This is a genomic window from Methyloligella solikamskensis (assembly GCF_042676065.1).
GTDB classification, from domain to species: domain Bacteria; phylum Pseudomonadota; class Alphaproteobacteria; order Rhizobiales; family Methyloligellaceae; genus Methyloligella; species Methyloligella solikamskensis.
Map to the genome: position 1 here is coordinate 2002526 of NZ_JBHTJO010000001.1, position 25159 is coordinate 2027684.

19 protein-coding genes are annotated in these 25159 nt (G+C 63.2%); 7 read left to right on the forward strand and 12 right to left on the reverse strand.

Annotated features, from left to right (window positions below; all coding sequences use genetic code 11):
- The 3 genes from ACFQ2F_RS09780 to ACFQ2F_RS09790 all read right to left on the reverse strand — a co-directional run.
- The coding region (locus ACFQ2F_RS09780) for a TonB-dependent siderophore receptor (protein ID WP_379089249.1) at positions 1 to 1302 on the reverse strand (1302 nt) is incomplete at its 3' end.
- Positions 1303 to 1487: 185 nt separating this feature from the next.
- Positions 1488 to 3878, reverse strand: a complete 2391-nt coding sequence (locus ACFQ2F_RS09785) for a TonB-dependent siderophore receptor (protein WP_379089252.1) — start codon at positions 3876 to 3878, stop codon at positions 1488 to 1490.
- A gap of 226 nt (positions 3879 to 4104) precedes the next feature.
- Positions 4105 to 6501: a TonB-dependent siderophore receptor gene (locus tag ACFQ2F_RS09790; RefSeq protein WP_379089255.1), complete on the reverse strand. Its 2397-nt coding sequence runs from the start codon at positions 6499 to 6501 to the stop codon at positions 4105 to 4107.
- A gap of 250 nt (positions 6502 to 6751) precedes the next feature.
- Between ACFQ2F_RS09790 and ACFQ2F_RS09795 the strand changes: the two genes are divergently transcribed.
- Together ACFQ2F_RS09795 and ACFQ2F_RS09800 are read left to right on the forward strand one after the other, a co-directional pair.
- The gene (locus ACFQ2F_RS09795) at positions 6752 to 7648 is read left to right on the forward strand and encodes a ParA family protein (RefSeq protein WP_379089258.1); all 897 of its coding nucleotides are present in this window, start codon (positions 6752 to 6754) and stop codon (positions 7646 to 7648) included.
- Entirely contained in the window at positions 7638 to 8069 is a 432-nt protein-coding gene (locus ACFQ2F_RS09800) for a hypothetical protein (protein ID WP_379089261.1), read from the forward strand. Before ACFQ2F_RS09795 ends, ACFQ2F_RS09800 begins: the two co-directional genes overlap by 11 nt.
- Before the next feature lie 24 nt (positions 8070 to 8093).
- Here ACFQ2F_RS09800 and ACFQ2F_RS09805 read toward each other — a convergent pair whose 3' ends face one another.
- The 7 genes from ACFQ2F_RS09805 to modA all read right to left on the reverse strand — a co-directional run bounded on the left by ACFQ2F_RS09805 (position 8094) and on the right by modA (position 14172).
- A complete protein-coding gene (locus tag ACFQ2F_RS09805) occupies positions 8094 to 8783 on the reverse strand; it encodes a hypothetical protein (RefSeq protein WP_379089264.1) in 690 nt (229 codons plus the stop codon).
- 124 nt (positions 8784 to 8907) lie between these two features.
- Positions 8908 to 9297: a hypothetical protein gene (locus ACFQ2F_RS09810; protein WP_379089267.1), complete on the reverse strand. Its 390-nt coding sequence runs from the start codon at positions 9295 to 9297 to the stop codon at positions 8908 to 8910.
- A gap of 150 nt (positions 9298 to 9447) precedes the next feature.
- Positions 9448 to 10182, reverse strand: coding sequence for a TerC family protein (locus ACFQ2F_RS09815; protein ID WP_379089269.1), 735 nt, complete (start codon positions 10180 to 10182; stop codon positions 9448 to 9450).
- A 137-nt stretch (positions 10183 to 10319) separates the two neighbouring features.
- Complete coding sequence (locus tag ACFQ2F_RS09820) at positions 10320 to 10997, reverse strand: CDP-alcohol phosphatidyltransferase family protein (protein ID WP_379089272.1); 678 nt, start codon at positions 10995 to 10997, stop codon at positions 10320 to 10322.
- A 71-nt stretch (positions 10998 to 11068) separates the two neighbouring features.
- Complete coding sequence (locus ACFQ2F_RS09825) at positions 11069 to 11413, reverse strand: hypothetical protein (RefSeq protein WP_379089275.1); 345 nt, start codon at positions 11411 to 11413, stop codon at positions 11069 to 11071.
- A 396-nt stretch (positions 11414 to 11809) separates the two neighbouring features.
- Entirely contained in the window at positions 11810 to 13048 is a 1239-nt protein-coding gene (locus tag ACFQ2F_RS09830; RefSeq protein WP_379089278.1) for an OprO/OprP family phosphate-selective porin, read from the reverse strand.
- Positions 13049 to 13371: 323 nt separating this feature from the next.
- Positions 13372 to 14172 (reverse strand): molybdate ABC transporter substrate-binding protein, encoded by an 801-nt coding sequence (gene modA / locus ACFQ2F_RS09835; RefSeq protein WP_379089280.1) that lies wholly within the window; start codon positions 14170 to 14172, stop codon positions 13372 to 13374.
- Positions 14173 to 14347: 175 nt separating this feature from the next.
- Between modA and ACFQ2F_RS09840 the strand changes: the two genes are divergently transcribed.
- The 3 genes from ACFQ2F_RS09840 to hspQ all read left to right on the forward strand — a co-directional run bounded on the left by ACFQ2F_RS09840 (position 14348) and on the right by hspQ (position 17089).
- Positions 14348 to 15604, forward strand: a complete 1257-nt coding sequence (locus tag ACFQ2F_RS09840) for an FAD-dependent monooxygenase (protein ID WP_379089283.1) — start codon at positions 14348 to 14350, stop codon at positions 15602 to 15604.
- A 147-nt stretch (positions 15605 to 15751) separates the two neighbouring features.
- Positions 15752 to 16669: a lysophospholipid acyltransferase family protein gene (locus ACFQ2F_RS09845; RefSeq protein WP_379089286.1), complete on the forward strand. Its 918-nt coding sequence runs from the start codon at positions 15752 to 15754 to the stop codon at positions 16667 to 16669.
- Between the two features lie 87 nt (positions 16670 to 16756).
- Positions 16757 to 17089: a heat shock protein HspQ gene (gene hspQ, locus ACFQ2F_RS09850; RefSeq protein WP_379089289.1), complete on the forward strand. Its 333-nt coding sequence runs from the start codon at positions 16757 to 16759 to the stop codon at positions 17087 to 17089.
- Between the two features lie 107 nt (positions 17090 to 17196).
- Here hspQ and ACFQ2F_RS09855 read toward each other — a convergent pair whose 3' ends face one another.
- Entirely contained in the window at positions 17197 to 17952 is a 756-nt protein-coding gene (locus tag ACFQ2F_RS09855; protein WP_379089292.1) for an invasion associated locus B family protein, read from the reverse strand.
- A gap of 296 nt (positions 17953 to 18248) precedes the next feature.
- Between ACFQ2F_RS09855 and ACFQ2F_RS09860 the strand changes: the two genes are divergently transcribed.
- Together ACFQ2F_RS09860 and ACFQ2F_RS09865 are read left to right on the forward strand one after the other, a co-directional pair.
- Positions 18249 to 20048 carry an extracellular solute-binding protein gene (locus ACFQ2F_RS09860; protein ID WP_379089295.1) on the forward strand — a complete coding sequence of 600 codons (1800 nt, stop codon included), beginning with the start codon at positions 18249 to 18251 and terminating at the stop codon, positions 20046 to 20048.
- Complete coding sequence (locus ACFQ2F_RS09865) at positions 20045 to 21715, forward strand: AMP-binding protein (RefSeq protein WP_379089298.1); 1671 nt, start codon at positions 20045 to 20047, stop codon at positions 21713 to 21715. The genes ACFQ2F_RS09860 and ACFQ2F_RS09865 overlap by 4 nt, the downstream gene beginning before the upstream one ends.
- Before the next feature lie 16 nt (positions 21716 to 21731).
- On the opposite strand, the gene mfd is transcribed toward ACFQ2F_RS09865, so the two are convergent.
- The gene (gene mfd / locus ACFQ2F_RS09870; RefSeq protein WP_379090669.1) at positions 21732 to 25157 is read right to left on the reverse strand and encodes a transcription-repair coupling factor; all 3426 of its coding nucleotides are present in this window, start codon (positions 25155 to 25157) and stop codon (positions 21732 to 21734) included.
- Positions 25158 to 25159 lie beyond the last annotated feature (2 nt).

Below are 25159 nucleotides of genomic sequence, written 5' to 3' on the forward strand. Positions count from 1 at the left end.
CCGCTCCGGGTCTATGAACGGATTCTGCGGATCCGTGTAGACGTTCGGATACATGGACCGGTAATCCACCTCGGCGTCCACGTAGCGCAGGCCCTGGCGGAACGTCCACACATCGCTCAGCTCCTTGTCGAACAGGACCTCGATGCTGGCACTTTCAGTCTTGTACTGATCCCAGTCCGGGTCGCTGACAAAGGTGCTCCAGGGCAGATAGCCGTTGGGTCCAGGATAGACCGTTCCCTCCCAAGGGAGGAAGTTCGCGCTCGAGCCTGTATCGTCCTTCTGGAAGTTGGCGATCACTGTCAGCTCGGTCTTGTCGTCGGGGCGCCAGGTGATGGACGGGTTGAACACGTAGCGGTCGTATTCGACGTAATCGACCTGGGTATTGGAATTCCGCGCGACACCCACCAGGCGATAGAGCCACTTGCCGTCTTGGGTGATCTTGCCGGTCGAATCGCCCTGGACCTGGCCGAAGTCGTGGGTGCCGTACAGCACGCCGATCTCGGTGTGGCTCTCTTCCTGAGGCCGCTTGGAGATCAGGTTGATGATGCCGGCCGTCGAGCCCGCGCCGTAGAGCACCGACGCCGGTCCCTTCAGCACCTCGATCCTCTCCAGCGTATAGGGGTCGACCCGGGTGTTGTTGTAGTAGCCGTAGATGCGGCGCATGCCGTCCAGATACTGGACAGGATCCTGACCGCGGGTGCGGGCCCAGTCGCCACGGATATCGAAGCCGTAAGGACCGGCAACGACGCCCGGCACATAGTTCAGCGCCTGTTGAACGCTCGTTGCGCCCTGATCCTGGATCTGCTGCTCGGTCACGACCGTGATGGATTGCGGAATCTCGTTTAGCGGCGTGTCGGTCTTGATGCCGGTGCCGGTCCGCTCGGCGACATAGCCGTCGACGGGACCCCAGGCCGATTCCGCATCGACTGTGACACCATCCTCAATATCCGTTTCGACGGGAGCCGGGGCCGGCGTCCGGGCCGGAGCCGATGCAGTTTGCGTGGGCTGGGGCGGCGCAGGCGGGGCCTCATAAGGCGCCTGGACGGTGATCTCAGGCAACTCTGTCGAGGGGCCCTCGCCCGTCTCTGACGCCGGCGTGGCTTCCTCTTCCTGCACCTCCGGCGATGAGGCCTCCGTTGCGGAGGACTCGGTCGACGGCGCATCTCCGGCCGTGGTTTCGGCCGGCGCGGCCGTCTCTTCCGAAGCGTTCTCTTCCTGCGCCAACGTCCCTGTTGAGACGAGGCAGACAATCGCGACAGACGCGGCGAGCCGGCTGGCACGCCCAACAAAGTGAAGTCTCACAGACAAGTCCCCCAGTAACCGCGAACCTTGCGGTTCGCCCCTGCACAGCTGGTCTCCGTTCCGGATCCAATTCCGGCCGGAGGCTTCTCACTAGCTCTGGCAATCAATCGTTCAAATGGTTGGCCGCAGATGCGGCGGAGTATGAGTTCCGTTCGTTGTTTCAGATGGTTATGCGGCTGGCCTCCTCACCAACGCCGCTTGATGCTGCCGATGACCGTCCGGCCGGGGCCGTAGTAGCAGGTGTCGTCGCAGGACAGCGTGTCCTCATCCTCGATGTTCTGGACGTTCAGGGCGAAGCGCCATTTCTCAGTTTCGTAGTCCACCATGGCGTCGAACAGCGTGTAGGACGGCACGGTCATCAGCGCACTGTTGGCGATGTCGCCATAGGTCTCGCCGATATAGCGGACGCCGCCGCCGAAGCCGAAGCCTTCGAATTGGCCCTTCTGAATTTGATAATGGGCCCAGAGCGAGGCCGCGTGCTCAGGGATGAGCGGCCGGCGCTTGCCGATCTCGGCCGGGTTCGAACTCTCTTCGATGGTGAATTCGGGCAGCCATGTATAGGCCGCGATCACATCCAGCCCTTCGACCACCTCAGCTGTTGTCTCGAACTCCAGGCCACGGGACAGGATCTCGCCCACCTGGCTCTGGATGAAGTTGTTATCGGTGGTGATGTAGTTCTGACGGCGGATGTCGAAGGCAGAGAACGTCATCAGCAGATCGTCGTTGGGCTGGTATTTCAGACCGCCTTCGTATTGCTGACCGGTCTCCGGCTCGAAGAACTGTCCGGTCAGCGGGTCGAGGCCCGACACCGGCAGGAACGAGGTCGAGTAGCTAAAATACGGCGCCCAGCCGCCATCCATCTCGTAGATCGCGCCGACGCGCCAGCTCAGTTCGCCGTCATGCTGGGTGGAATCGGCGCCGAAGAGATCGTCCTCGATATCGATCTTGGCCCAGTCGTAGCGCAGACCACCCACCAAGATCAGCCGGTTGAATTTGGCCTGGTCCTGAATGTAGAGGCCGGTCTGCTCGATGGTGGTCTCGGAGACGTTGAAGGGTGCGGGATCGACGCCGTTGAAGCTGCCGTAATCCGGCCGGTACATGTCGATGGGCGTGGTCGCGGCGAAGCCGGAGCGCTGGTCGAATTTGTTGTTCTGGTAGTCCACGCCCATGAGCAGGGTGTGGTCGATCCGGCCTGTGGCGAAGTCGGCCTGCGCCTGATTGTCGATCACGAACTGGTTCACGTTCTCATAGGAGTAGAACGCGGCCCGGTTCATGGTCCGCATGGTGGGATCGGTCAGGTTCAGCCCCGTGCCGTAGACCTGGTTCAGGCCAGTATCGAGGGAGCCGTAACGGGCGTTCTGGCGCAGAGTCCAGGTCTCGTTGACGTCGTGCTCCAGGAAGTAGCTGACCGCCCACTGCTCCCGGTCGTAATTGTCGTAATTGGGCTCGCCGCCGAAGAAGCTGCGCCGAACCTTGCCATTCGGATTGGGCAGAAGCGTTCCTTGCGCCGGCAGGAACTGGGTTGTCAGCCCCGTGTCGTTCTTCAGGTAGTGGGCAAGCACCGTGATCTCGGTCGCATCGCTCGGCCGGTATGTCACGGCGGGCGCGATATAAAAGTCGTCACCATCGACGAAGTCGACCTGGCTGCCGTGGCTGCGCGCCAGACCGGTCAAGCGGTAGAGGACCTTACCGTCCTCGGAGACCCGACCGCCCATGTCGAAATTGCCTTGCAGCCACTGATTGTTACCGGCCTGGATCTCGGCCTCGCCGAACTCCTCGTCGATCGGCCGTTTGGTCACATAGTTGATCGTGCCGCCCGGGTTCATCTGGCCGTATAGGACCGAGGACGGCCCTTTCAGCACCTCGATACGCTCGGCACCGTAGGGCTCGGCCTTCCAGGCCGACCAGGTGTTGTTGTTCCGGGCGAACAGCCCGTCGAAATAGAAGCCGGGATAGAAGGCATCGAAGCCGCGGATGGCGAGCCAGTCATAGCGGGAATCGACGCCGAAGAGGTTGGATTGCACGCCGGCGGTATAGTTCACCGCTTCGTTCAGGGTGTTCGCGCCGAGCTGTTCGATCCGATCGGCGCTGATCACGGAGACCGATTGCGGGATCTCGATGATGGGCGCGTCGGTCTTCATGCCTGTGGCGCTGCGGGTTGCCACGATGCCGTCCACCGGTCCCCAGGCGGATTCGACGCCTGCCGGGGTCGAGGTCTCGATCTCGGCTTCGGGCTGGGCACGCGCCGGAGTCGCGGGCTGAGGTGCGGCTGTCGGTGTCGGGCTCGGGGCCGCGGCCGGCGTCTCATACGGGGCCTGAACGGTGATCTCCGGCAGCTCTCTGCCTTCGGTGCCGGACTCCTGTTCCTGCACAGTCGAGTCCTGAACTGCCGGCTCTTCGGGCTGCTCGTCCTGGGCATCAGGATTCTCAACGTCGCTGGCAGTGTCTTCCTGCTCGACGATGTTTTCGTCCTGAGACTCCGCGGCGTCCTGCGCAAATGCGGCGCCTGCGAATAGAAGCGTTCCGGCCATGATCAGCACGAGCGGGCCGCGCAGTCCAAAGCTGCTGCCTGTCACAGAAAGTCCCCCGATAGTCCCAGGACCGGTGGACCGGTCCCCACGTAAGTCCTTCAAAATCCCCCGATTTCGAAGGCCGCCCCGCGATGCAAAAAGCGGATGCGTTAACGAGTGTTAAGATTGTTGAGAAAGGGAGTCAACATTTTGAGCGCCGGTTGTCCCAAGCCCGATCCGTGCTTCCCGACTCAAGGTCTGCAACGCCGATCACGCCCTGCAGACCGCTCCGCTACCAGCGGTAGCGAAGGCTGGTCAGCACAGTGCGGCCCTCCCCGAAGGTGCAATAAGCCTCCGTGTAGCAATAGGTGAGGAAATACTCGTCGGCGATATTGGTGACGTTCAGCTGCAGCTGCATTCCATCGAAATGACGGCTGAGCTCCACCAGGTCGTAGGTCGCGGCCGCGTCGTACAGCGTACGGCTGGGCAACTCTTGCGGGTTGATTGTGATGGCGTCGACGTAATAGCTGCCCGTGTAGCGCACGCCGCCGCCGATCTTGAGCCCCGCAAAGAGTCCCTTATGGAAGGTGTAGTCGAGCCAGGCTGAGGCCTGATTGTCGGCGGCATAGTTAAGGGGTCGACCGATCTGGAGCGGATTGACGCTCTCGGTGTATTCCGAATTCAGATGCGCATAGCCGGCAATGACATCGATATTGTCGGTGAGGCTCATTCTGGCCTCCAGCTCGATGCCTTTCACCCGCGCCTCGCCGGATTGGTAGGCGATGAACGTCGCCGGCTCGTTGGTGATGACGTTCTCCTGGGTGATGTCGAACGCCGCGAAGGTGAAAAGCGCATCCATGCCCGGCGGCTGATATTTGATGCCCGCCTCGTACTGCTCGCCGGTGGTGGGATCGAAGGGGTCGCCGTACACATCGACGCCGACCTGGGGCTGGAACGAGGTGGAGTAGCTGGCGTAGGGGGCCAGCCCATTGTCGAACAGGTAGCTCAAGCCCGCCCGCCAGGAGAACGCCTCGTCGTCGAGCTTGGTCACGCTGTTCGTGACACGACTATCGAAACGCGTCTTGGCCCAGTCATGGCGCATGCCCAGAGTGAGACGCCAATTGTTGAGGGTGATCTGGTCCTGCGCGTAGGCGCCTGCCTGCTCCAGGTTGAGGTCGTTGTCGTAGAGCGAGAAGAAGGTGAAGTCGGGCACGCCGCCATACTTCGGCGCGTAAATGTCGATGGTCATCGCGCTGGGCTGCGCGCCGACATACTGGCTACCCGAGGTGTTGCTGTAGTCCACCCCCAACAACACGGTGTGCTCCAGGACGGAGGTGTTGAAGTCGAACTGCGCCTGATTGTCGATGGCGAAGTTCTGGGCGTCGGATTCAAGCTGGAAGGCTGTGCGATTGAGGGTACGAAGATCGGGCTGGAGTCCCTCAGCGCGTAAGGCTTTGAGGTTCATGTCGACTTCGGTGTAGCGAAGGTTCTGCCGTAGCTGGATGGACTCGTTCACCCGGTGCTCGGCGACATAGCCCACCCACCATTGCTCCCGCTCGAACCCATCGTATTCGGGATCGCCGAAATAGCGGCTGCGTGGGAGGCGGCCGCCGTTGGGGTTGGGGAGCAAGGTGCCTTGCCCCGGGACGAATTGATACGGAAAGCTCGCTTCGTCCTTGCCGTAGGAGGTGAGCAACGTGATGCTCGTGTCGTCGGACGGCCGCCATTCGAAGGACGGTGCGAGATAGACCTCGTTATCCTCGCTGAAGTCGACGACGGTATCGGCGTCCCGGCCAAGCGCGGTCATCCGATAGCGGAACTTGCCCTGCTTATCGACCGGTCCGCCGATATCGAATGCGCCTTGCAGGCGCTCATAGCTCCCGGTCTGCAGGACGACCTCGCCAAACGGCTCGGCCGTCGGGCGCTTGCTCACCATGTTGATGATGCCGCCCGGTGAGTTCTGGCCATAGAGGACCGATGACGGTCCCTTTAACACCTCTATGCGCTCCATGCCGTAAGGCTCAATGCGCGGTGTCGCCCAGCGCTGATTTAACGGCACAGCGAGCCCGTCGAGATAGTTGAGCGGCTCGAAGCCCCGGATGCGGGCCTCGTCATACACGAACCCCCCGCCCCAAAGCTCCGCCTCGACGCCCGGCGTATACCGCAGAGCCTGAGCAATGGTCTGCGACCCCTGCTCCTCGATCTGCTCGGCGGTGATGACGGAGATCGACTGCGGGATCTCAACGATCGGCGTGTCGGTCTTTATGCCGGTGGCGCTTCGAGTCGCCACCATGCCATCCACGGGACCCCAGGCGGATTCGGCGCCGTCCGACGCCGATGTCTGGAGATCAGCCTCACTCTCCGCAACGGCCGGCTCAGAGATCTGAGGCACGGCTGTCGGTTGCGGCCTCGTCGGAGCGGGCGGCGCCTCGTAAGGCGCCTGAACGGTGATCTCCGGAAGCTCGGTGCCGCCCGTCCCGAACGCTTCTTCCGACTCGACGGGCTCGGCAGAGAGATTTCCTTCGTCCTCGGAGGCCTCCGCGCCATCAGAGACAGCTTCTTCGGAGACAGCCGTACGATCGGGCGCTTCGGCAGCCTCTTGCGCAAAACCAAATGTATCGAAGAGGAGAAATGACGCCAGCAGAATGCCGACGAACCAAGCTAAAGGATGCCTGTCGATAATCTTCACTTATGCCCCCGAACGGACAGGTGCGCCCTGTCACTCTTTGCCCCCTCCGCAAATCCCCCGATTTGTCAGAGAGTTAGCCTCGCCTGCTGCGAGGTCGTTTGCGGGGGTGTTAGTTTTCCTGACAAAATGAGTCAACATTTGCGTCCGGGAATATCCCGATCCGGATGGGCGCGGCTGGAAGAAACGGCGGATTCCCGGTAAGACTCGCACCCAGGTACATTTTGTCGCGCGGAAACGAGGCGGCTTTCCAATGGCAGCAAAAATCATAGCCGTGGCGAATATGAAGGGCGGTGTTGGCAAGACCTCCACCGTGGCCATGCTGGCCGAAGCCCTGGCCGCCACGGAGAACGCCCGCGTGCTCGTGGTGGACGTGGACGCCCAGGCCAATGCCTCCCTGGTTTTGGCCGGCGACACGCTCCTCACGGAGCTGATCGAAAACAAGCAAACGATTGACGGCTTCCTCGACGATTACTATCTCGGGGACAAGAAGCTGCAGCTCGCCGACTGCATCCGGCGTAACGTCTCCGATGTGAGCCAGGGCTCCGAGCAGCTCAACGTCTCGCTGCTCGCCTCCAGCCCCGAACTGCGGCTCCTGGAGCGTGAGATCATGGTGGCGCTGACGGGCAAGGGGCTTGGGCTGAACGCCGTCATCTCACGGCTCGCACGGGTTCTGGAGAATCAGCTCGACAAGCTCAGCCGACGCTTCGACTACATCATCATCGATTGCGCGCCCGGCATCTCGGCCATCACCGAGGCGAGCCTGCGGGTCGCCGATCTGGTGATCGTACCGACGATCCCGGACTTTCTTTCGACCGCGGGGCTGCAAGCCTTCTGCAACAGCGTCTGGAAGGGGTCGCGCTTCGGCAAGGCAATCGCCAAGGAAGGCGTGATGCCCCACGTGCTGATCACCCGGAAGCGGGAGACCCGCGAGCATCACCGCTACACTAACGAGATGTATAACGAGCGGTACAAGTCAGAACCGTCGTTCAAGATGTTCAAGACCCAGATTCCGGAGCGGACCCGCATCACCGAGGCGCTGGGGCGGACGGGGACCGAGCCGACCTTCACCAACAAGTGGGGTCCGGAGGTGCTGCCCGTGCTCGAGGGCCTGGCAAAGGAAACCAAGGAGGCTGTCCATGGCGGTTAGCTTGAACGGGCTGAATGTGCTCGGAAAGATCTCGGGGAACGCAAAGGTCTTCTCCGACATCAAGCCGGATGCCGATAAGCAGGCACGGTCGCTGGTGGTGAAACAGATCAAGGCGAAGCCCGACGTGGACTCGGTGCGCGCGGTGAAGAAGGCGATCGGCCCCTCTCCCTTCGAATCCATCATCGACGGGATGAGCGATGCGGAGATCCGCACGCTGCTCAACAAGATGGATCCTCACAACAAGGAGCTGCGCCAGGCGCGGCCCGCAGCGCGGCGCGATCACCTGCGGGCGCTCACGGCGGGACGGGCGAAGGTCGTCGCCCCGCCCGATACGGGCACAACAAAACGTCCGGCGAAGCGGAAGCCGCGCCGGACGCTCGATCTCGAATCCATGAAGGCGAAAGCGAAGGGCAAGCGCTAAGCGGCTTCCCCTTCCCCTCGTCGATTACGCGCTTTCGGAGATCTCTTCCTCCGGCGGCATCGTCTTGCTCAGGGTCTTGGTGAAACGGTCCAGGATCTTGTTGATCTCGTAATGGCCGCCCGGCGCCCACTCACTGAACAGCTCTGCCAGAGACTCCGTGCGGGCCCGTTCGATCTTTACGAGAACCGCCCGGCCCTCTTCCGTCACCCGCAAGCTGTCGTCACCGTCGGAGACCAGGCCCTGGCGTTGCAGCGCGGCCAAGGGCGTCGCGATCCGCTCGGCCGGATGACGCAGCGCTTCGGGCAGATGCTCCGAACGGGCGCCGACGATCACGCTCAACCGATTCAGCAGCCAGAGCTCCTGGGGCCGCAGCTCGACGCCGGCACGCTGGATAAAGCGGCGGTATGTCTCGTTCTGATTGTAGGGCTTGGCCATCTGGCGGAACAGACGCTCCAGGTCGCCGATGGAATTGGCCTCCTGAAGGGTCGGCAGCTCTCGCCTGGGCTTCAGGTTCGGCATCTCCGGATCGGAGGAGAAATTGCTCTGTCCGACGCTGCCCGGCCCGGCCTTGTCCCGCACGAAGGCACGGGTCCAGCTACGGCCCGTCGCATGGGCCATGAGCAGCACGGCGAGACCGCCGCCGGCCACCATGGTCATGGTCGTGGCATCGAGAACGAAGAGCGACAAATCTGGAAGCGAGGCGAGTGAAAACATGGCAGCAACCCATTCATATTTTGCGCAGCGGGTGGACCCCTCCACCCAAACAAAAAGAGCCGCCCTGTTATGGGACGGCTCTCTTAACAAGAAGCTCAACGTCTGATGGCTTCGAAAGAAGCACTCAGCCGCTGATGCGAGCCGTCCCGGAGCGTCCGTCATTACGGACCCAGTTTACCGTCGAACCGGATTTGGAGAGGCGGTAGCAGTAGGACTGACCCTCCATCCAGCTATTCCATTTCTGGCAGAGCTGATCGCCCTTGACCCACCAGGTGCCGGCATCGGTCGGGCTCTCGCCGCCAGCGAAGCTGGCTGCGACGGAGCCCATGCGGCCGCGCATGGAACCATTGGCGGAATACTGGATCGGAAGCTCGAAGCCGGAGATGCGAAGATAAACGGTCTTGCCGCTGACGGCGGAGCGGAGCTCGTCGCCGGAGAGGCTGGCGCCGCCCGCGACGGCTGCAGCCGGGGCCAGCGCAACGCATCCGGCCAGAAGGAGTGACTTGAGTTTCATTCGTTGCGTCCTGAGTCTCGAAAATTTGTGGCGCTTTTTGCTAAGCGCTATAGGACCCAGGAAAATTGGTCGATTTGGGGCTCAGGGGTGGTAGTTGCGTGGCCAAGTTGGGGCACGGTTACCGGGAGGTAAAACCCTTAAGCCGTCTTGTCAGGACTCCGACTTATCGCGCGCCCGACGCCGGTTCGTGGCGATCACGTTGATGACCTCCACCATGGCGGCGAAGGCCATGGACGAATAGATGTAGCCGCGCGGAATGTGGAATTGGAAGCCGTCGGCGATCAGCGCCACGCCGATCAGCATCAGGAACGAAAGCGCGAGCATCTTTGTGGTCGGGTGACGCTCGATGAACTCGGCCACGGGCTCGGATGCGAAATACATCACCGCGATGGCCACCATGACGGCAGCGATCATGACCTCGACATGGTCGGCCATGCCGACGGCCGTGATGATGGAATCCACCGAGAAGACGATGTCGATCACGCCGATCTGGACAATCGCGGAGGTCAGGGAGTCCGTGACCGGCTTCGCCTCCGGCGTCTCTGCCGCATCCTCGATGTCGTGATGGATCTCCCGGGTCGCCTTCACCAGCAGGAACAGGCCGCCGGCGATGAGAATAAGGTCGCGCCAGGAGAAGGTGTAACCGAGAAGGCTGAAGGCCGGCTTGGTGAAGTGGATCAGCCAGGCGATGCCCGCCAGCATGATGACCCGGAAGACCAGAGCGAGCAGCAAGCCGACGCGGCGCGCCATGAGCCGCCTGCTCTCCTCCATCCGCGAAACCATGAGCGAGATGAAGACGACATTGTCGATGCCGAGAACGATCTCCATGGCGCTGAGCGCAATGAAGCTCGCCCAGATATGCGGGTCGGTCAGCCAGTCGAACATTCGCGGTGCGGGAGGTCAGTCCTTAGAGTGATTGCCGCACCGCTAATAATGCACCGGCACCGCGAGGTCTACGGCCAAGGTTGAAGCTGCGACACTCGCCTCCGCGCCATGACTTCTCGGCCACAGGCGTTTTTGCCCTAGTCGTTCGCCGCCCGGGCGGTGAAAAACCCGGCGATCGCGAAGTAGAGACCCGTGCCGAGAAGCAGGATCTTGATCCAGAGCGGCGACGGAAAGTCATGCAGCAGGCTTGCGGCTGCGGCCACAAGCCAGAGCAGCGTGACCGCGATGCTGATCAGGCGCAGCCGCTCGCTACGGACGGGATGGACGTAAGGGGTCGGCACGAAGGTGAGCACCGCCAGGATCAGCACGATGGTGAGATTGGCCCAAGGCGGCAGGCCGAAGGCGAAGAGGAACAGGGCGACCACGTTCCAGACGGCCGGGAAACCGACGAACTCATTGCTCTTCGTCTTGCTCTTGCTATCGGAGAAATGGAACAGGCTGCTGAGCAGGATGGCGAAGCCTGCAATGAGCGCGGTGCCGCCGGGCAGCAGGTCCGACATGGCCAGCGCAAAAGCCGGCACGAAGGCGTAGGTGAGATAGTCGACGATGTTGTCGAGGTCGTCACCACTCCAGCGGGCCAGATGTTCCTTGGTGCCGTAGCGGCGCGCGAGCGGACCGTCGATCCCGTCCACGAAGAGCGCCAGGCCGAGCCATGCGAACATGAGCTGCCAGTTGCCGTCAGCGGCGGCGAGTATGGCGAGCAAGGCCAGGCACGCGCCCGTGGCGGTCAGAACATGGACGGCGGCGGCCCGCAATATAGGAGGCTTCGTGACCCGCGGTTTCATGGGAAAGGTAACGGATGGGGCGCGGCTTCGTTGCCGAGTCCCTAGAATCGGCGCTTCACCGTACCGACGACGCCGATATCGTTCACCTCGTCATCGGGCTTGCCGGCAGGATCCAGGGCCGGATCGTCGGAATGGCCGTACATCACGTCGAGGCCGAAATCCAAGCTCGGCAGAACGCCGAAGCTGAAGATCTGAACGTCTGTGGAATGGGTGGCGTCTGCGGCCATGGGCGTGCCGAGCTCAGAGGCGTGCGGCGCAGGCGCAACGCTCAGGCCGGGCGCCTTTGAGGCTTCCTGGCGAAGATCGGTCGGCTGCTTCGGCGCAGGCGCGGTCTCGACCTCGTTGAAGGCGAAAGCCGGGGTGGCGCCCGCGATCAGGAGCGCCATAGATGCCGCAATTGTGTGAGAGCCCTTTCTCATGGTCCTTCCCCGTTCTTGCCTAATGATAGCACGGCTTGCGGCAAAAGCCTCGTTCAACCGCGTTGTGTAGGCCTTAATGGACGGGGATCGCTGCAATTTCCGGAATCTTCGTTGCAAATCCGCAACGTAGCCCTCAGAGGCCCGGAATTAGCGGACGTTCCCGCAGAACAACAAAAAAGCCGCCCTAGATGGGGCGGCTCTTTCGTCTTGTAGCTTCGCCTTGCAGCAGCTCCGAGAGCTTGCCGTCGCCTTCTCCCGATCCTTCGAAAAATAACCGCCGCCCCGTTTCAGGGCGGCGGAGGGTCAGGGACTGTCAGTCTTTTGGTTCTGCTGTCTTTCTACGATCGGTTGGCGGCCTCGAGGCTACCAGTCGACCTGGGCACGGAGGCCGACACCGGTGATGTCGGCGCCGTCATTGATGCCGCCATCGATCTCGGACTGGTTCACGTTCAGCATCAGACGGGTGTAGTCGTTGAGATGCCAGTTCACACCGATAAGCCAGGTGTTCTGCTCACCGCATTCCTCGCAGCCGCCCTCGGAGAGGTCGATCGTGTCGTAACGACCGGCGATCTGCCAGGCACCCCAACCGCCTTCGTTGACCGGATGGTTGACGTGGACGCGATCGAACTCGCCTTCGTCGTAGTTCCGCATCTCACCGGTGAGGAAGTAGCTCGCGCTGAGATACCAACCATCATAGGTCGGGCTGTGCGTGCTGAAGTCGATGTCGGCGGGAACCTCGGAGGTCAGCTGCATGTATTCACCCTGCAGCGAGAAGGACCCAAGCACCACGGCGCTTTCCAGGCCCCAGAGGTCGTCGCTCTCACCAATCTGGCCGGTATTGACGAAGCGATCGGTCAGGTGGAAGTCAGCGGCGCGCTGACGGTAGCGATACAGGCCCAGATCCTCGTAGTCGCCGTTGTCGCGGCTACGATAGCTGGCGCCCAAATGAACGACGCGGCGATCGGTCAGGATCGGGGCGGCGGTGACACGAGCGGCGAAGGTCGTGCCTTCCTCGTTAGCCTCATCCGCGATGTTCCGGCCGAAGATACCGGCAGCTGCCGTCCACTGCTCCTTCTTATAGGAGAGGCCGGCACCAAGCTGACGCTCCAAATCGAAGGCGTCGGTGATGGCGGCACGCTCCATGAAGGTGATGAAGCGGGAGCTGGTCTGCTCTTCAAGAGAGTTCGGGGTCTTGAACTGACCCAGGGTGATGTCAACCGGCAGACCCTTGTACTGCAGGTAGGCATCGGTCACCTCGCCGTCGCCGGCAAAGTCGTATTCGAACTTATATTTGACGTCGTGATAGACAACGCCCTCGACGCCGAGACGGCCGCGGCGAAGCTCAGTGGCATCGACATCCGGCTCGCCGGTGATGGCGAAATCCTGGTCGGCATTGGTGTAATCCACCATGATCCGGCCACGGACCTTGAATTTGAAGGCGCCGTCCTTGCTCGAAAACTCGGGCGCGCCCTTCCACTTGACCTTGAGGTCAAGATCCTCGTCGTCGCCGGCTTTGGCTGCGGTGACGCCGGTGGCGAGAAGCGCCACGGCGCACACGCCTGCAAGCAGCATGCGGTTCATCTTACCCAGTCCCCCAATCATAATTGACTCCTCTTCAATCGCGCTTCTTTTCCTATTGTCCTTCAAGGACTTAGAAGCTTCCCTGCCAGTTCGTGCGATGCGTGCCTGTTTTTTAGGCCGCGAGACGCACGCAGCGAATGGGTCGTTTCTATTTCCCGAGCCATGACAGGCTCGTGACACTCAGACGTCGGTTCCAGATTCAGCCCGGAACTGTTGCAGACGAGCCACGCGCGTGATGGCGCCCCAACGCGAGTCCTCCCGCGGGGATACACAAACAAACGAAACACACGTGTGAACGGACGCTTTTAACGCACTGACTGGGCGATACTTTTCTTCCGCATGCCTCAATCGGCCGCCAGGACACCAAATCCCTGGTCGCGGAAGATGGACGCGGCGGTTTTTCCGCGGAGAAAGTCGAGAAATTCCGTTGTGGTTGAGGCGGTTGCTCCCGAGAGTTGCGCTACGGGGTAAATGATCGGCGGATGGCTGTCTTCGGGGAAGGTTCCCACGATTCGGACGCGCGGCTCTGCGTACGCGTCTGTGCGGTAGACGATCCCCAGCGGCGCCTCTCCGCGGGCCACGAGAGCCAAAGCGGCGCGCACGTTCTGGGCTTGGGCGACGCTGCCTTCGACCGCGCTCCAGACGTCCAGAGATTGGAGCGCCGCCTTGCCGTATTTTCCGGCAGGCACCGCATCCACGTTCGCCATAGCGAGGCGCCCGCCTTCCAGCGCCTCCTTAAGCGGAAAGCCCGAAGCGATCTCCAGCGCGGTGTCGGTGTCCTTTGGCGCGATCAGCACGATGCGGTTGGCCAACAGGTCCTCGCGCGTTCCCGCTTTCACCTGTCCGGACGCTTCCACGAAGTCCATCCAGTCCCGATCGGCGGAGAAGAAGATATCCGCCGGCGCGCCTTCTGCGATCTGCTTGGCCAGAGCTGAGCTTGCTGCATAGGAGATCCGCGCAGCATGCCCCGTCACTTCCTCCCAGGCCGCGTTTACGCCGTCGAGGGCGTCCTTGAGGCTTGCGGCGGCGAACACGGTCGGGATCGTCTCTTGGTCCGTCTCTTGCGCCGCTGCCGGCCGCACCCCCTGTCCACTGGCGCCGAGCGCAAGCACGAACGCCAAAACAATCGCAAATCCAAGCCTCATCGTTATTCCCTCCCGTATATTACGGGTGAGTCATACGATTTTCCGCAAGGGTTCGAAACCGATCAATGGTGGAAAGCCGTTCGCCCAATAGTATCAACCGATTAATCCGCTAATTCGGCGGTTCGCGGCAAAACAGGCGCTTTCAAACCGTGAAACGGGGTGCGAAACTCCCCCCATGAACGATGCCTCTTCTGCCGATTTCGATTCCTTTTCCGGCGCGCCGTTCGATGCGGTCGTGGTCGGCGCCGGTCCGTCCGGTCTGGTGACGGCCCTGGCGCTCACCCATGTGGCGCGCGGGACGGAGGCAAGGATCTGCCTCGTCGGACCGGCGCCCGAGGCGCCGAGCGTCTCGCGCGATACCCGCACCGCCGCGCTGATGGACAGCTCCATCGCGCTCCTCAAGCAGCTCGGCGTCTGGGATGGGCTCGCGCCGGAGTCCGCGCCGCTCGAAGGGATCCGTATCGTGGATTCCGCAAGCCCCATCTTACCGGCGCCGGACGTGATCTTCCGGGCCTCGGAGCTTGGCTTGCCCGCCTTTGGCTACAACATCCCCAATCCGGTTCTCGTCCAGGCGCTTTACGACCGGGCTGTGCAGGAGATGCCGGTGGTGTCGAGCCCGGTTTCCGAGATCGCCATCGAAGACGAATGTGCCCGGCTGACCTGCGCCGATGGCCGCCAGATCGTGACGAAGCTCGTTGTGGGCGCCGACGGGCGGAATTCCGTCTGCCGGAAGGCGGCGCATATCGCGACCCAGGAGTGGCACTATCCCCAGAAGGCCATCGCGACCCGCTTCCGGCACACCCTGCCCCACGAGCAGATCTCTACGGAGTTTCATCGACCGTCGGGGCCGCTGACGACCGTGCCCCTGCCCGATCCGTACGCTTCGAGCCTGATCTGGGTGGTGGACGAGACGGAGGCCGACCGGCTGACCAGCCTCTCGCGCCTCGCCTTTGCCGGCGAGCTCGAATCCCATCTGGGCGCCCTCACCGGTCCGATCAGCGATGTGGGCGAGATCGTCGCTTTTCCCGTGGCGGGGATGAGCGCCAAGACTCTGATGGGACCGCGTACGGCGCTGGTCGGCGAAGCGGCCCATATCCTGCCGCCCATCGGCGCCCAGGGGCTCAATCTCGGTTTCCGGGATGCGGGTTGGCTCGCCGAGCGGCTGCGGCCCATCTTCGAAGGCGCGCACGATGCGGGCGCCAAGCCGGTGCTTCTGGCTTATGCGGACTCGCGCCAGATGGACATCATGAGCAGGACCATCGGCGTCGATCTTTTGAATCGCTCCCTCATTACCCGCTTCCCGCCGGCCCAGGCCGCCCGCGGCGCGATCCTGCGGGGTCTGAAGTCGCTGCCCATGCTGCGCCGCTTCGCCATGCGGGCCGGGATCGCCCCGCCGACACCGCTGCCGCCCCTGATGCAGGCCTCCGCCTGAGGCCTTTCCACGCCGGTTTCAGCGTTTTGCGCCCTTTGGCAGGCTTGACGCGCACGGCCCTACCTGCCACGGAAGCGCGCCAAATGCTTGCCGCATGGAAACCCTGCGCGCGGGCCTCTCTCTAAGCTGAGATCGATAGGAGTCCTTGTGGCCGAACCGTCGCAAATTCCGCTGCCGCGCAAGATCCGCTACCTCGCCGAATACGCTGTTCTGCGAGGGCTGATCGGGTTCGTGCGGCTGTTCCCCATCGATCTTGCGGGCACCCTGTCGGGCAAGGCCTGGCGTTGGCTCGGGCCCTACAACAAGCGCCACAAGCGCGCGATGATGAATCTGGAGATCGCCTTCCCGGAGAAGACCAAGGACGAGCGGGAGGCGATCGCGCGGGACATGTGGGAAAATCTCGGCAGGGTGATGGCCGAGACCATGAATATTGACCGCATCATCCAGCAACCCGACCGGCTGCACGTCACCAACGGCCATGTGATCGAGCGCTACCGGGAGAAGATGGGCCCGGTGCTGATCGTCACCATGCATATGGGCAACTGGGAGATCGGCATGTGGCCGGTGACGCTCGCCGGCGTCCGGCCTGCCGGTGTCTACCGGCTAGTGAAGAACCCTTATGTAGACCGCTACCTGCGGTCCCAACGCCAGGCGCTCTATCCGGGCGGGCTGTTCGGACGCGGCCGCGCCGACGGCACCCAGGAGGGCCAGAAGACGGCGCGGCTCATCATGGATTATGTGCGCCAGGGTGGCCGGCTGGGTTTCATCTCCGATCTCTACGACAGGCAAGGCGTCGAGGTACCGTTCTTCGGCTACCCCGCCAAGAGCATGCCGATCGCGGCCATGATCGCCCGCCGGGTGGGCGCGCGCATCTGGATCGGGCGCTGCGTCAGAATCGGGAATCGCGCGGTGTTTGACGTGAACGTGAATGAACTTCACGTTCCGCGCACGCGTAATCAAGCGGAGGATATCCGCAATATCACGGCAGCAATTCAGCGCTGCTTTGAAGGATGGATTCGGGAGCATCCCGAACAGTTTATGTGGTCCAACAGACGTTGGTTCTGAAGTGCTTCCGCGGCACTTCCCGCAATTGACAGTTTAAACGCGATGCGATCATCATCGACTTCAAACTCCGACCGGAGAGGACCTGCCATGGCGGTCGTCGGCAACGCCAAATACCAAATCGGACAAGTGGTGCGACACCGGATCTACCCGTTCCGCGGGGTGATCTTCGACGTCGATCCGGCGTTCAACAACACCGAGGAATGGTACCAGTCGATCCCGGAGGACGTGCGTCCGTCGAAGGATCAGCCCTTCTATCACCTGCTCGCGGAGAACGCCGAGACGGAATACATCGCCTATGTCTCGGAGCAGAATCTCGAGCCGGACGAGTCCGACGAGCCCCTGCGCCATTCCCAGGTGCCGGAGCTGTTCGAGGATCTTCAGGACGGCGTGTTTCGCTTCCGCTTCCTGCAGGAGCATTAGGACTCGGGGGCACGCCTACGAGGCGCTCCCTTTTTACGACACCGGATACAAAAAGGGCCGCTGGAGCAGATGCTCAGCGGCCCTTCGTTGTTTCTGAGGTCTCGGTCTTACTCGACCGGGACGGCGGTTTTCGGCGCCACGGAGCTTGCGCCACCGTTGCCACCGCCCTCTTTCTCGGCTTCAGCCTCGGCCGCCTTATTGGCGAGCTCGGTCTGACGCTTGCGGATCATCTCCATCAGGCGGCGACGAGCCTCCTGGTACTTCGCCTTGTCAACGGGCTCGCCGTCATAGGCCTTGGAGAAGCCCTCCAGCGGAACCGGGAAACCGATGGCCTTGCGCTGTAGATTGACCGCAGCGACCACAAGCTGCGTGCCTTTGCGGAGTTCGGCGAGAAGCTCGGGCTTCAGCTCGGTCTCGGCCTGGCAGCTCGTGGCATAGCAGAGCGTGTAAGGAAGCCGCATAGGCTCACCCTCATCGACGCGGATCTGCACGCCGGCGGGAATGGCAAGCGCGATGGCGGTGGGCAGACGGACGAGAAACGTCTCCTTGTCCTCGCCTTCTACCTTGCGGATCGCCGCCGCCACCAGCACCATGCCGGTATTGCCGTCGAGTCGTTCATGGTGGGTGAGGCAGATCTGCTTGTCCTGAGTCTGCGCGTTCTTCTCGCAGAGCTTCACCCAGGCGTCCTGTGCCGGAGCAACTCCAGCCGCCTGGCCCTGCTGGGGCTGAGCGTTAGGGGCCGGAGGGGCTTCCTGGGCGACCGCAGGCGGCACGGCCAATGCAACCATACCGGCGAGCGCGACGAGAAGCGGCAACCGCCGCGCGCCCATCTGGAGCCTGTTTTGATCTTGCGACCACAGCATAGCGAACCTTTCCTTCATCTCGCAGGCTGGAAACCGCAGCAACCTAATGCTGCACGGGGCCAACTTTCGCCTGCGTTGGATTTGCTTACGGTCAATACCCGAATTGAGGCGTAGACGTGACTACTGGCGTTATTCAAGAGACTTTGCGGCGTCTCCGCCCGCGCTCTGTGCCAATTTTGCCACAGCTGCCCGTTCAGACCATCTTCGGGCGGACACCTTACGACGCGCGATCAACCGGTTGCCGTGGCCTTCGTCGCATCTATAGCCACGCAAAGCTCTTTGTTAAAGCCCTAATTATGGGCGCCGGGGTTGCGGCTGCGGCAAGCGGTTCGGCGGCCTCGGCCGAGACGGAAAGCGGCCCCCAATACGGCATCGCCATGCACGGCGAACCGTTACGGCAAAAGGGGTTCGACCATTTTCCTTACGTGAACCCTGACGCCCCGAAAGGCGGGCGACTGGTGCTGGGCGAGCGTGGCAGCTTCGACAGCCTGAACCCGCTGATCGTGATGGGCCATTCGGCGGAAGGGATTCGCGACTATGTCTACGAGTCGCTGATGACCCGCGCCTATGACGAACCGTTCACGCTCTACGGCCGGATCGCTGAAACCATCGAGACGCCGCCGGACCGGAGCTCCGTCACCTTTCAGCTGAACCCGAAGGCGAAATTCTCCGACGGACAGCCGGTAACGCCCAAGGACGTGCTGTTTTCCTATCGTGTGCTGCGGGAGCGCGGGCGGCCGAACCACCGCACCTACTATTCCAAGGTCACGCAGGCGGAGCAGGTCGGCGAGCGCGGCGTGAAGTTCACCTTCGAGGACGGCTCGGACCGTGAGATGCCCCTCATCATGGGGCTGATGCCTGTGCTGCCGAGCCATCTCATCGAGCCCGAGACCTTCGAGAAGACGAGCCTGGATGCACCCATCGGCAGCGGGCCGTATCTGGTGAAGGCGGTCGATCCCGGCAAAAGCATCACCTATGAGAGGGACCCCGAGTATTGGGGCCGCGATCTCAACGTGAACAAGGGGCGGTTCAACTTCGACGAGATCCGGATTGAGTATTACCGGGACACCGGCGCTATGTTCGAAGCGTTCAAGTCCGGGCTCATCGATTTCCGGGAGGAGGACGATCCCACCTGGTGGACCGAGAGCTACAATTTTCCGGCCGTGAAAGAGGGCCGCGTCGTGAAGGAGGCGCTGCCTATCGAGGTGCCGGCAGGCATGTCGGCGCTGGTGTTCAATACGCGCAGGGCTCAATTCGCCGATCCCCGCGTCCGCCAGGCACTGATTGCCCTATTCGATTTCGATTGGATCAACCGCACGCTCTATCACGGCCAATACGACCGGACGCAAAGCTACTTCGCCCGGTCCGATCTCTCATCCCATGGGCGCCCGGCGGATGCGCACGAAGAGAAGCTACTCGCCCCCTACCCGGATGCGGTCCTGCCGGAGATCATGGACGGCAGTTATGAACTGCCCGAGAGCGACGGGCGGGGCCAGAACCGGGCCGGACGCCGGGAGGCGCTGAAGCTTTTCAAGGAGGCGGGCTACGTCCTGAAGGGCGGACGGTTGGTCGACGAAGAAACGGGCAAGCCGTTCGCAATCGAGATCCTGGCTGCGACCCGTCCTCAGGAACGGTTGCTGCTCACTTATGCACGGGCCTTGAAACAGTTAGGAATTACCGTGCGAATCCGGCAAGTTGACTCGGCGCAATACCAGCGGCGGAAGCAGACCTTCGATTTCGACATGATCCAGTATTACTGGCCGGTCTCTCTGTCGCCGGGCAACGAGCAATTGTTTCGCTGGGGGAGCGAGGCTGCCGTGACCGACGGGTCCTTCAACTATCCGGGCATCGAGAGCAAAGCAGTGGACGCCATGATCGGCGCGCTGCTGCGCGCCAAAAGCGATAAGGATTTCGTCTCGTCGGTCCGCGCGCTCGACCGTGTGCTGCTGTCTGGCCGCTACGTGCTTCCCCTGTTCCATCTGCCGAAGCAATGGGTCGCCTATTGGCGGACGCTCCACCGGCCCGAGCAGGTGCCGATCTTCGGCTATATCCTCGATACGTGGTGGGCGGAGCCGGAAGCGGGAGGTTCGCGGTGAGCCAGGCGCCGGCAGAGACGTCCGAGCGCGAGGCGCAAAGCGCGGGCGGAGAAAGCCCCGTTCTTGCCGGAAGCACCCTGTTCCGGCAGCGGGCGGCACGGCGGCCCCAGGCGCTGGCGATCGCCGACCGGATGGACCGTTCGTCCTTCGGCATGAGCCCGGGCCGCAACTTTTCTTACGGTGAGGCCGACAAGGCGATCGACGCGCTGTGCCGGTTCTTCGCCGATCACGGGCTGGAACCGGGCGATATCATCGGCATCCAAATGCCCAACGTGGCCGAGACGGCCCTGCTCTATCTCGCCGCCTGGCGGAGCGGGCTCACCGTCGCGGCCTTCCCTTACCTCTGGCACAAGACGGAGGTGGCGGAGGCCTGCGCCACCCTCAATCCGGCGGCGCTCATCGGCGGCGGCAATAAGGACGACGGCCCGGTGACGGAGATGCTGCGGGAGACAGCCGCCATGCATTTCTGCGTGCGTCTGGTGGCCGGGTTCGGGCCTAACGTGCCCGACGGGATTGCCGATCTGGATCAGGTGCTTTCCGAACAGCGGTCCGACGAAGCCGCGGTGCACGAGCATCACTCCTTCGCTCCGGCCCTCATCACCTTCACCGCGCGGCCCGGCCATTCGCTGCTGCCGATTCCCCATAGCTGCGAGACGCTGCTGGCCCAGGGGGCCATGACCGTGCTCGCGCTGGGGCTGAACGCCGACGACCGGATCCTCAATGCGTTCCCGTTGAGTGGCGCCACCGGGCTGACCCTCGGGCTGATGCCTTGGCTCGTTTGCGGCGGGGTGCTGATCCAGCATCACGCCTTCGATTCGGTCAGCTTCGCCCGTCAGGTGAGCGAAACGGAAGCCACGGTCACTGCCCTGCCCGCGCCTGTGCTCAGCGCCTTCTCCAAGAGCCTGACCGTGAAGCAGGCCATGTCCCTGAAGCGCATCGGCCGGGTGCTGCACGCCTGCCGGGCCTCGGCGCCCACTCCCAATTTCGGGGGCTACTCGCCAGTCCTTTTCGACGTGCATCCTCTCGGCGATCTCGCCTGCGTGCTGCTCACCTATATGGACGGGGCCGATGCTAGCCTCCTGCCGCGGGGCAAGCTCACGCTGGCGCCACCGGAGAAGGACGGCGTGGTCTTCGTGGAGACGGCGCTGAGCAAGAGCGCCAATGCAGAAGTCGCAGAGCTTCTGTTGCGTGGGCCGGCCGTCGCCAAGGGGCACGGCCATGGACCCATCACACCGGACAGCCGCGGCTTCGTCGGTGCGGGCATCCCCTGCCTACCGGAGCCGGCGCCCGAGCCGCTGCTTCGGCTGAAGGCCGATCCGGAGCTCATCCATCATGGTGGGTTCCTGGTGGCCGCAAGCGAGCTCGACCGGCTCTATGAGAGCTTTCCGGCCTGCGAGGATGCGGCCTGCTTCTCGGTGCCCGACCCGCTGCTGGGCGAGAAGGTCTGCGCCGCCCTCGTTGCGAAGCCCGGGCAGTCGGTGCGCCGGTCCTCGCTCCACTGGTATCTGAAGACCCGCCAGGTCGCGCATTACAAGCTTCCCTCGGAGGTGGTCGAGGTGCCGCGCATTCCGCGCCGGCCCGACGGGCGGGTGATCCGCGAACGGCTTGCCACCCATGTCACCGGCGAAGGTTCGGGCTGGATCGAGGCGGCGGAGGAAGCCTCCTAGACGGCTCTCCGGCGACTTACGCCGCCTTCTTGCCCTGACTGGCGATATCCGCCAGCTCCGCCAGAACTTTGCGCGCGCCTTCCAGACGGTCCTTCGGCTCCGGCCAGTCTTCGTAATAGACGAGCTTGTGGTCAGGCTGGAGCTTCACACCGACGCCCTCCTTGCCGATGAAGGCGATGAGACCTTCCGGATTGGCGAAACTCTGATTGCGGAAGGCCAGCACCGCGCCTTTCGGGCCGGCATCGATCTGCTCCACGCCCGCGGCGCGGCAGAGGCGCTTGATCTCCACCACATCCAGCAGATGCCGCACCTCGTCTGGCAGCGGACCGAACCGGTCGATCATCTCCGCGGCGAAGGCATCGATGCTCTGGGCGTCGTCCGCCGAGGACAGCCGGCGATAAAGGCCGAGCCGGACCTGAAGATCGGGCACGTAGGCTTCCGGAATGAGGACCGAGGTGCCGAGATTGATGCGCGGCGACCACTGATCCTCGACCAGGGCACCGTCGCCACCTTTGAGGGCCTCGATCGCCTCCTCCAGCATGTGCTGATAGAGCTCGTAGCCGACCTCGCGGATATGGCCGGACTGCTCCTCGCCGAGGAGATTGCCCGCGCCGCGGATATCGAGATCGTGGCTCGCCAGGGTGAAGCCGGCGCCGAGGCTATCCAGAGACTGGAGCACCTTCAGCCGTCGCTCGGCCGTGGGCGTCAGATGCTTGTTGGCCGGCGTGGTGAAATAGGCATAGGCGCGGATCTTGGAACGCCCGACGCGGCCGCGGAGCTGATAGAGCTGGGCCAGACCGAACATGTCGGCGCGGTGGACGATCAGGGTGTTTGCCGAGGGCACATCGAGACCCGACTCCACGATGGTGGTGGAGAGCAGCACGTCGTATTGCCGGTCGTAGAAGGCGTTCATGACCTGATCGAGCTCCTTGGAGCCCATTTGGCCGTGGGCCCGGCCCACCTTCAGCTCCGGCACGTGCTCAGTCAGGAACGCCGCCGCATCGTCGAGATCGGAAACTCGCGGCACGACATAGAAGGTCTGACCGCCACGGAAGCGCTCCCGCAGCAGTGCCTCGCGCAGGATCATTGGATCGAAGGGCGTCACGTAAGTTCGCACCGCCAGCCGGTCGACCGGCGGTGTGGCGATGAGCGACATTTCGCGGACGCCCGAAAGGGCCAGCTGCAGGGTGCGCGGGATCGGCGTGGCGGTGAGGGTCAGGACATGGACGTCCTCGCGCAGCGCCTTCAGCCGCTCCTTGTGGCCCACGCCGAAATGCTGCTCCTCGTCGACGATTAGCAGCCCTAGATCGGCGAACTCGACCGACTTGCCGAGCAGCGCATGGGTTCCGATGACGATATCGAGATCGCCGGTCTTCAGGAGCCGCTTGGTCTCGTTGATGTCCTTCTGCGAGACCAGCCGCGAGGCTTGCGCGATCTTCACCGGCAGCCCCCGGAAGCGCTCCACGAAGGTCGCGTAGTGCTGTCGCGCCAGGAGCGTTGTCGGCACGACGACGGCGACCTGCTTTCCGGCGAGGACCGCAATCAGAGCCGCGCGGAGGGCGACCTCGGTCTTGCCGAAGCCGACATCGCCGCAGATCAGCCGGTCCATGGGCTTGCCGCTGCGCAGATCCTCGATCACCGCATCGATGGCGTTGGCCTGGTCTTCGGTCTCCTCGTAGGGGAAGCGCGCGGCGAACTCATCGTAGAGGCCTTCCGGCGGATAGATGGCCGGCGCGGTGCGCAGCTCGCGCAGGGCCGCGATCTTGATGAGCTTCTCGGCGATGTCCCGGACGCGCTTCTTCAGCTTGGCCTTGCGGGATTGCCAGCCCACGCCGCCCAGCTTGTCGAGCTGGACCCCCGCCTCCTCCGAGCCGAAGCGGCTCAGAAGATCGATATTCTCCACCGGCAGGTAGAGCTTGTCGCCACCCTGATAAGTCAGCTCCAGGCAGTCATGGGGTTCGCCGATGGCCTCAATGGCGGTGAGGCCTGCGAACCGGCCGATGCCGTGATCGGCGTGCACGACGAGATCGCCGACGGTGAGGCTGGAAGCCTCGGTGAGGACGTCCGCCCCTTTCTTGGGCCGGGTGCGGCGGACGAGCCGGTCGCCTAGAATGTCCTGCTCGCCGATGACGGCGAGGTCGGGTGTCTCGAAGCCGGTCTCGAGCGGCAGCACGGCGAAGACCGCAATGTCTCGCGGGATCGTCAGGATCTCCGGGTAATGATCGATGCTGCGCGACTTGCCGGCGCCGTGCTCCTCCAGAAGCGTGGCGAGGCGCTCCCTTGCGCCCGGGGTCCAGCAGGCCACAAGCACGCGCTTCTTACCGGTCTTCAGCCCCTGAATGTGCTTGACGACGGCGTCGAAGACATTGGCGCTTTCGGCCTTGCGCTCGGCGGCGAAGGACCGGCCCTGACGGCCGCCGAAGGAGATCACCTCGCCTTGCGCGTCTTCCGGGCGTTCGAAGGGCGAAAGGGCGACGACGCTCCGGCCTTTCAGGACCGCGGACCAGTCAGCCTCGGTTAGGAACATGGTCTCTGGCGGCACCGGATTATAGGGCGACGCGCCGAAGGCTTTGCGTTCGAGGGCCTGCTCGCGGGCCTCGTAATGGTCTTGTATCTGCTCCAGACGCCTTTCCTTCGCGTCCTCCACCAGGGGGTCGAGGCTCACGGCTGCGTTCGGCGCGTAGTCGAACACAGTCTCCAGCGTTTCATGAAAGAGCGGCAGCCAGTGCTCCATACCCTGATGCTGATGGCCGGCGGAGATGGCCTCGTAGAGCGGGTCCTCGCTGGTGACGGGGCCGAACAGCTCGATATAGCGCTGGCGGAACGAACGTCGCGTCTCTTCCGTGAGAGCCAGCTCGCTCATGGGCCGCAAGGTCAGCTCGCTGAGCTGTTTGGTGGAGCGCTGGGTCTCCGGATCGAAGCATTTGATGGTCTCCAGCGTGTCGCCGAAGAAATCGAGACGCGCCGTCTGGCCGCCCGGCGGGAAGAGATCGAGGATGCCGCCGCGTACGGCATATTGGCCGGGGTCGGTCACGGTGCCGGAGCGGACATAGCCGGACATCTCCAGCCCCTCCACAAGGGAGGCCATGTTGACCGTTTGGCCGGGCTTCAGCTGCTGCACGGAGTTGGCGATGAAGCTCCGCGGCGGCAGGCGCTGGAGCAACGCGTTGATGGAGGTCAGGACGATCAGCGGCTGGGTGTCGTTCTCGTCCCGGTTGGCAAGCGCACCGAGGGTCAGAATACGCTGGGCGACGATGTCGCTATTGGGCGCGACGCGGTCGTAAGGAACGCTGTCCCAGGCCGGCAGGCTGAGCTGGGCGACGTCGGAGGCGAAGAACTGGATCGCATTCTCCAGGGTTGTCATGCGCTGAGCATCGCGGGCCACATGGAGGATGGGCTGCCCCTTCTTGGCCGCCTCGCGCGCAAGCTGGGCGAGCAGCATGG

Bases quoted from the DNA above. Each gene is read 5' to 3' on its own strand.
- mfd (WP_379090669.1), bottom strand. From the start codon at position 25,157: ATGCTGCTCGCCCAGCTTGCGCGCGAGGCGGCCAAGAAGGGGCAGCCC.
- ACFQ2F_RS09815 (WP_379089269.1), bottom strand. From the start codon at position 10,182: ATGTTCGACTGGCTGACCGACCCGCATATCTGGGCGAGCTTCATTGCG.
- hspQ (WP_379089289.1), top strand. From the start codon at position 16,757: ATGGCGGTCGTCGGCAACGCCAAATACCAAATCGGACAAGTGGTGCGA.
- ACFQ2F_RS09800 (WP_379089261.1), top strand. From the start codon at position 7,638: ATGGCGGTTAGCTTGAACGGGCTGAATGTGCTCGGAAAGATCTCGGGG.
- ACFQ2F_RS09810 (WP_379089267.1), bottom strand. From the start codon at position 9,297: ATGAAACTCAAGTCACTCCTTCTGGCCGGATGCGTTGCGCTGGCCCCG.
- ACFQ2F_RS09825 (WP_379089275.1), bottom strand. From the start codon at position 11,413: ATGGCGCTCCTGATCGCGGGCGCCACCCCGGCTTTCGCCTTCAACGAG.
- modA (WP_379089280.1), bottom strand. From the start codon at position 14,172: ATGAGGCTTGGATTTGCGATTGTTTTGGCGTTCGTGCTTGCGCTCGGC.
- ACFQ2F_RS09855 (WP_379089292.1), bottom strand. From the start codon at position 17,952: ATGCTGTGGTCGCAAGATCAAAACAGGCTCCAGATGGGCGCGCGGCGG.
- ACFQ2F_RS09860 (WP_379089295.1), top strand. From the start codon at position 18,249: ATGGGCGCCGGGGTTGCGGCTGCGGCAAGCGGTTCGGCGGCCTCGGCC.
- ACFQ2F_RS09805 (WP_379089264.1), bottom strand. From the start codon at position 8,783: ATGTTTTCACTCGCCTCGCTTCCAGATTTGTCGCTCTTCGTTCTCGAT.
- ACFQ2F_RS09795 (WP_379089258.1), top strand. From the start codon at position 6,752: ATGGCAGCAAAAATCATAGCCGTGGCGAATATGAAGGGCGGTGTTGGC.
- ACFQ2F_RS09840 (WP_379089283.1), top strand. From the start codon at position 14,348: ATGAACGATGCCTCTTCTGCCGATTTCGATTCCTTTTCCGGCGCGCCG.
- ACFQ2F_RS09830 (WP_379089278.1), bottom strand. From the start codon at position 13,048: ATGATTGGGGGACTGGGTAAGATGAACCGCATGCTGCTTGCAGGCGTG.